The organism is Aliidongia sp., from assembly GCF_035943795.1.
In the GTDB taxonomy this organism is placed as follows: Bacteria; Pseudomonadota; Alphaproteobacteria; order ATCC43930; family CGMCC-115725; genus Aliidongia.
Genome location: NZ_DASZBY010000092.1, coordinates 1 through 7094 on the forward strand (window position 1 = coordinate 1; position 7094 = coordinate 7094).

Consider the following 7094-nt stretch of genomic DNA (forward strand, 5'->3'; position numbering starts at 1 on the left):
CTGACGGCATTGTCGGCCCGCTACCGCGCGCTCATCGATCGGGTGCCGGTGCTGCGGGCGGAGCGCGATGGGCTGGCGCGGCAGGTGACGGCCGACAACGGGTTTCTGAAGAACGGCAACGACACCTTGGCCGCCGCCGAGTTGCAGGCCCGGCTCAAGAGCCTGGTCGATGCCGTTCATGGCGAGCTGAAGAGCACGCAGATCCTGCCGATGCAGCAGATCGACGGCTTTCGGCGTGTCGGCGTACGTGGCGAGATGTTGATGAATTTGCCGGCGATGCAAAAGGTGCTCTACGAGACCGAGGCTGGGTCGCCGACCCTGGTGCTGGACGATCTCAGCATCCGCTCCAAGGCCGCCGACCGGCAGGAAGAACGCAATCCGGACGCGGTGCTGCTGGACGTCTCCGTCGACATCTACGGCTTCCTGCGAGGCGCGCCATGAGGGCGCGATGGGCAGCGGTCAGGTGGAGCGCCCTCTGCCTGACGCTCTGCGGCGCGATCGTCGCCGAATGGCAAGGATTGGCGGCGGTTCCGCCAGCGGTCGACCAGGGCGCCCCGGGATCGATCGGCCAGGCGGCGCCGGCCGCCGTCGCACGAGGCCTGCCGCTCGCCCCGCTGGAAGCCTACGGCGCCGTCACCGAACGTCCGCTGTTCAACCAAAGCCGCCGCCCGCCGCCGGCCACCGTCAATGGAACGGCAGGACCCGCGCCGACAACGTTCTCGGTCGCCGGCATCCTCGTTTCCGGACGGGAGCGGATCGCGCTGCTTCGGCAGGGAAACGACCGAAAGCTCCTGCGCGTCCGCGAGGGCCAGGCGCTCGGTGAGTGGACGGTGCGATCGATCGCGGCCGACCGGGTCGCGCTCGCCGGACATGGCGACGAGGTGACGCTGCAGCTCCACGGCAAGCAGGTGGCGAAGGCCGGGCGGTAAGGGCGGTCAGTTGTCGAAATCCTGCCGCCACTCGAGGATCTGGAACGGCTGGTTCGCCCGGCCGGTCAAGGAGACCACCGCGCGGCGCGTGATCGCTGGGGTCCCGGTCGTGACCGTGATCGTCACTGCCCGCTGATCCGCCGCCCCGATGAACGCCAGGGCCTCGTCGGGGACGGTGGGGCGGGCCTGGCCGCCGATCGGGACGCGCGCGGCGATGACGGCATCCGCATCCAGGGGCGCCATGCCCGGCAATGCCAGCAGCACCGAACGCGGCGCGCTGGCCGGATCGATCCGCTGGCTTTGGGAATAGACGGTCAGGAACGGACGGGCGCGATCGAACTCGTCCTGGCCGACGCCGGGCAGGGCCTTGAGATCTTCGACCAGCCGGAACGGCGCCGCCGCCAGATCGCGCAACCTCGGGCCGCCGAGCAATGCTGCGCTGCTGAGGTCGCCGGGCGGGGCGTCCGGCAGGATACCGGCCATCCGGCGTGCCGCAACCGCATCGATGATACCCTGTGCCGTGTCGCCTGGGATCCCAAGCCCCGTCAGCAGACCGCCGATGATTTCCAGTGGCGCCCAATTGAGATCGGCCTTGCCGGCCTCGTCCTGCAGCACGACGGTCATCGCGCTGCCGTCGAACGTCAAGACGTGTGGACTGCCGTTGGTGTTCCAACGCCGGGTGGGATCGGGATCGAGCAGATGGGCCAGTGCCAGCGAAACGCCGGCCTCGGCATGGGCGCGCGCCTCCGCGCCCTCGACCGTGTTCCGGCTGAGCGCCAGGGAATGGCGGCTCGCCAGCGCGAAGCCGGTCACCAGGATGGCGAGGACCGCCACGATGGCGAGCACGCTGACGAGGGCGAACCCGCTTTCGTCGTCGCGTCCCCGCCCGGGCACTTCAGGACCGCTTCTCGGCCAGCACCGGCTTGATCGCCTCCAGGCGGTTGCGCAACTCCTCGGTGACGTTGCGGGCCTCGTCGCTGTCGCGGATGATGCGCGGGGTCAGCAGGATCAGCAGTTCCGTGCGGTCGTCGTTGCGGGTCTGCGCCCCGAACAGCGCGCCCACGACCGGAATGTCGGCCAGGAAAGGAATGCCCGAACTGCCGACGGTCTTGTTGCGCAGGATGAGCCCGCCCAGCGCGATCGTGGCCCCGTCCTTGACCACGGCCGAGGTGACGATGCGGCGCTGGGTGATGGTCGGCGAATCGATGCCGGACGAGGTGGTCTTGGCCACGTCGCTGACCGACTGGTCGATGTCGAGCGTCACGATGCCGGTCTTGTTGACGCGCGGCGTCACCTGCAGCACCACGCCCGTGTTCACGTACTGGATGCTCTGGATCACCGCCGCGTCATTGGTGACCGTGCTCTGCGAGGTCTGGTTGATCACCGGCACCTGGTCGCCGACCTGCAGCGCCGCCGTGCGATGGTCCAGCACCAGCAGCTCCGGCGAGGACACGACGTTCACATGCGTGATGTCGGACAACGCGCTCAGCACCACCTTGGTGTTGGTGCCGCCCAGGACGTAGTTGAAGCCGGGTACCGAGCCGGTGATGTCCGCTGCCGTGTTGGTGAAGCTGCCCGCCTGGGACAGGCCGAACCGGCCGGCGCCCTTGGTGAAGAACCATTGCAGGCCGTATTTCAGGTCGTTGTTCAGCGTGACCTCGGCGATGGTCGCCTCGATCAGCACCTGCAGCGGAACGATGTCGAGCCGCTGCAGCGTCTGTTCCAGCATGTGGTAGTCGCGCGGCCGGGCGTAGATCAGCAGGATGTTGTTCTTGTCGTCGGCCACGACCTTCAATTTCGGCAAGCTGGGGTCGCTCGGCTCCGGCTGGCCGCCGAACGCGGACTTGAGGCCCGAGGCGAGCGTGGCCGGATCGTCGGTCCCGTCCGCAGGCGGCGCGGTCAGCGGGCCGGGCGGCAGGCCGCCCGTGGAACCGGACGTGCCCCCGGCGCCCCCGGTGGTCGGACTGCCGAGCGAGATCTGTCCGCCGCTGTTGCCGGGGGTTCCGCTGGTCCCGACCGTCCCGAGCCCGCCGGTGCCGCTGTTCAACTGGACGGCATTGGCCCCCGGTGCGATCTGCGACGAGGTCTGGGTTTGCGCCGTGCCGGTGCCGAAGACCTGGGAAATCACCTTGGCGAGGTCGGCGGCGCGGCTGTTCTGCACGTGGTATTCGAACAGGCGCGGCGTGCTCTCGTCGTCGCCCCGGTCGAAGCGCTCGACCCATCGCCGGGCCTCGTCGAGATAGGCCCGCTGCGGCGCCACCACCAGGACGGCATTCAGCCGGTCGAGGGGTTCGAAGCGCAGCACGCCGGCCAAGGGACCCGAGCCGTGGGCGCCGAACACCGTATTGAGATCGGCGACGACGGCGCGGGGCGAGCTGGTTTCGACTGGATAAATGGCGAACGACATGGCGGCGAGCCAGTCGACGTCGAAGCTTCGGATCAGGTCGACGACGGCGGCGAGGTCATCGCCGGTGCCGGTCAGGATCAGCAGGTTGCGCGCCGTGTCGGTCTGGACCGAGACGCCCTTCGGCAGGACGGCATCGATCGTCTCGCGCAGGCTGGCGGCGGCGACATATTTCAGCGGGACAACCTGGATGCCGACGCCGCCCGGCGAGGGTTTGACGGCCTGGCCCGCGACGGTAGCCGTCTCGGCGTGGCGGGCGACTTCGTCGACCGGGACGACTCGGTAGATGCCGCCGGTTTCCACCAGGCCGAAGCCGTCGGCGCGCAAAATGCCCTGCAGAGCCGGCAGCACCTGGTCGCGGTGCAGCGGCCGGGTGGTCTGAACCGTGATCGCCGCTTGCAGCTTGGGATCGACGACGTAGCTCAGGCCCAGCAGGTCGCCCAGGACCGAGCGCATGACCTCGTGCAGGTCGGTGTCGACGAAATTCAGGGTCACGTCGTCGCCCGGCGTGACCGTCGCGCCCCTGGACCCCGCCGAAACGGCGCGGACCGCGACACCGGTTCCCGGATGCACGATGGCGGCCGGCCGTGTCGAGGCGGGCTCGAGCGCCGTCGGCGGCATCAAGGCCGCAGAAGGTGCCGGCGCTTCGGCCACGGGCGCGGATTCCGGAGGCGCGGGAGGATCAATGTGCTGGCAGGAGCAGACCAGGAAGACGGGAAAGAAAAACGCCGCCGATCGGTATTTCCGGCCGATGCGTCGACCGCCAATGTGCAAACACGCCCAACCCGCTCGACTGATCAATTCACCACACCATACCGTCGTCGCTGGTCCGGATTTTGCGGACACTGCCATCGCCGAGCGTCTTATAGACAATTCGTATTTTAGTTTTGTGACTGTGGCGGACGAACCACGGCCGGCATCTACGCCGCGGCGTCCGTTTTGTGAATGCCGGCTTTCGCCGTCAAAGATCTTGGGAAAGCTCGGGTTCCCCTGGTACGTTCGCGGCGCGGCGAACCTTGGTCTTCCGAAACGATTCACGGGGTGCTCGATGGCGGCAAGTGAGGGCGTGCTTCGGTTCGGACCCTATCGCCTGATCCCGGATCGCCGTCTCCTGACTTGCCTCGATCAACCGGTGCCGCTGAGCGGTCGCCCGTTCGATCTGCTGGTCGCCCTGGTCGAGCGCCGGGACCGGATCGTTTCCAAGGACGAGCTCAAGTCCCTCGTCTGGCCGCACGCGGCCGTCGTCGAAGACCATACGCTGGTGGTCACGCTCGCGGCGGTGCGCAAGGCGCTCGGTTCCGACCAGGGCACGGCAAAGCTGGTGGGGACCATTCCCGGCCGGGGCTACCGGTTTCTGGGGCAGGTGCAAGCCGGCGACCTGGGCGATGAGCGGATCGCGCCCGGCCCGTCCGGCATCCGCGCCACGTCCAGCCATCTTCCGACGCCGCCGGATCGGCTCGTCGGTCGCGAGGACGATATCGCGACGCTGCTCGGGCGCTTGCCACAAACACGGCTCATCACGTTGCTGGGGCCGGGTGGAATCGGCAAAACCCGTCTGGCGATCGGCTTGGCGGAAGAGGCGGTCCGGCATTATCCCGACGGCGTCTGGTTCGTGGAACTCGCACCGCTGCGCGATCCGCGCCTCGTGGTCGAAACCATCGGCGCGATGTTCGGGCTGGCGAACCAGGCCGGCCGGCCGGCTTGCGAGGTGATGACGACCTTCCTGCGCCGCAAGCAGCTTCTGCTCGTGCTCGACAATTGCGAGCACCTTGCCGAAGAGATCGCACGGCTGGCCGAAGCGATCACGACCAGCTGCCCGACCGTGACCCTTCTGGTGACGAGCCGCGAACGGCTGTCGATCGCCGGCGAATTCACCTTCCAGGTTCCTGCCCTCGCCACGCCGGACAGCCGGTTGCCGGTCGCGGTGGAGGACGCGATGCGCTTCAGCGCCGTTCGCCTGTTCGTGGATCGGGCGGCGTCCGTTCTCGGCAGCTTCGCGCTGACGGCGGAAACCGCCCCGCTGGTCGCCGAGATCTGCCGGCGCCTCGACGGTCTCGCGCTCGCGATCGAGCTGGCGGTGGCCGGGCTCGAGCTGTTGAAGCCGGCCGACCTGCTGTCGCATCTCGACGCCCGGTTCCGATTGTCGATCGGTGGCGGCGGCCGCTCGGCGCAGCCGCGCCACCAGACGCTCAGGGCGACGATCGATTGGAGCTACGACCTGCTGTCCGGGCGCGAGCGGATCCTGCTGCGGCGGATGTCGATCTTCGCGGGCAGCTTCACCGTGGCATCCGCCGGGGCCGTCGCCATGGACGCGGCGGGCGAGCCGCTCGAATTGATCCATCTCATGCTGGGCCTGGTCGACAAGTCCCTGGTCGTCCCGCTGCCGGACGCCGGCGGCGAGCGCCGGTTCCGGCTGCTGGAATCGACCCGCGCCTATGGCCTGGAAAAGCTCGATGCCGACGAGCGGACGCGGTGCCTCGAATGTCTCGTCGATCATCTGATCGGGCGGTACAAGCAGGGCGAGGTCCTGTGGCCGACCACGGCAACCGATGCCTGGCGCGAGGCCTACGAGGCGGATCTGGAGAACCTTCGCGCGGCCCTGGAATGGGCCTTCGCGACCGATGGCGACGCGGCGCGCGGCCTTGAACTCGTCGGCCATACCCAGGAACTCTGGTTCGAAACCCAGCTTGTGTCCGAGCAGCGGCGCTGGCTCGAGATCGCGGAAATGAAGGTCGACGAGACGACACCGCCCGCGATCCTGGCGCGTCTGCGCCTGGCCGCCGGCCGAAGCGCCCACATGGGCGGGCGGCAACATCTGGAATCGAGCCTGCAGGCGCTGGATCTGTTCCGGCAGACCGACGAGCCGCTTTATACGGCGATCGCGCTCAGCCAGGTCGGCAAGATGCTGTTGCGGCCGGGCGACGTCGCCGAGGCCGAACCATATCTGCGCGAAGGCGTCGCCCGTCTCCGTGCCGTCGGTCCCACGAAATTCCTGGTGCTGGCACTCGGCATCATGGTCGGCATGTACTGGTTCGCCAACGACATCGACGGCGCGCGGGCTCATCTCGAGGAAGCGCACGATCTGGCGCTCGGCTTCGGCGATGCGCGGCAGCTCGAGTTTGCGGCCGCCGTCCTGGCCGAGCTGGATTTCGCGGCCGGCCGGCGGGAAGAGGCCATCGCGCGGGCGCGGGCCGTCCAGGCGGCGTGCCGCATGCGTGGCAGCACGGTCAGCCTCGCCACCGTCTCATCGAACCTCGCCGGCTATCTGGTCGCCATCGGCGATGCCGCGGGCGGGCGCGAGGTCGCCGGCGAGGCACTGAGGCTCGCGCTGGCACTGGGCGCAAACGCCTGGGTGATGAACTGCTTCCAGCATCTGGCGCTGGCGGCGGCGATTGATCGGGAACCGGTCCGCGCCGCCCGTCTCGCCGGCTACAGCGACGCCTATTTTCGCGCCGAACATCGAACCCGGCAACCCAATGAGCGATCGCTCTGGCTCGACCTCAGCGCCCGGCTCGAGCAGGCACTGTCTCCTGCCGAACTGGCGCGCCTGCTGGCGGAAGGTGCCGCCTGGAGCGAGGAAGACGCCGTGGCGGTCGCCCTGGCCGGATGACGTTGTCGTGATTTAGGCGAGGCCGTTTTGGACGAGGATGGTTGCGACTTCTGTGAAGAGGTTTTTTGGGATGAATGAGCCGATTGTGGTTCGTTTGGCGAGGCGTTCTGCGAGGTCTGGGTTTTTGATGATTGCGACGTTAGCGGCGGTT

Annotated in this window: 6 protein-coding genes; 3 read left to right on the plus strand and 3 right to left on the minus strand. The window is 68.4% G+C overall.

What is annotated here, in order from left to right:
* Both gspM and VGV37_RS17215 read left to right on the plus strand, forming a co-directional pair.
* A partial coding sequence (gspM, locus tag VGV37_RS17210) for a type II secretion system protein GspM (RefSeq protein WP_326880939.1) occupies positions 1 to 441 on the plus strand: 441 nt, incomplete at its 5' end.
* A complete protein-coding gene (locus VGV37_RS17215; protein WP_326880940.1) occupies positions 438 to 929 on the plus strand; it encodes a hypothetical protein in 492 nt (163 codons plus the stop codon). The genes gspM and VGV37_RS17215, both read left to right, overlap by 4 nt.
* 6 nt (positions 930 to 935) lie before the next feature.
* On the opposite strand, the gene VGV37_RS17220 is transcribed toward VGV37_RS17215, so the two are convergent.
* Both VGV37_RS17220 and gspD read right to left on the minus strand, forming a co-directional pair.
* Positions 936 to 1823 (minus strand): hypothetical protein, encoded by an 888-nt coding sequence (locus VGV37_RS17220; RefSeq protein WP_326880941.1) that lies wholly within the window; start codon positions 1821 to 1823, stop codon positions 936 to 938.
* Position 1824: 1 nt separating this feature from the next.
* Entirely contained in the window at positions 1825 to 3987 is a 2163-nt protein-coding gene (gspD, locus tag VGV37_RS17225) for a type II secretion system secretin GspD (protein ID WP_326880942.1), read from the minus strand.
* 394 nt (positions 3988 to 4381) lie between these two features.
* On the opposite strand from gspD, the gene VGV37_RS17230 reads away from it, so the two are divergent.
* Positions 4382 to 6943, plus strand: a complete 2562-nt coding sequence (locus VGV37_RS17230; RefSeq protein WP_326880943.1) for an ATP-binding protein — start codon at positions 4382 to 4384, stop codon at positions 6941 to 6943.
* Positions 6944 to 6955: 12 nt separating this feature from the next.
* Here the strand turns inward: VGV37_RS17230 and VGV37_RS30340 are convergent.
* A partial coding sequence (locus VGV37_RS30340) for an EscU/YscU/HrcU family type III secretion system export apparatus switch protein (RefSeq protein ID WP_414638018.1) occupies positions 6956 to 7094 on the minus strand: 139 nt, incomplete at its 5' end.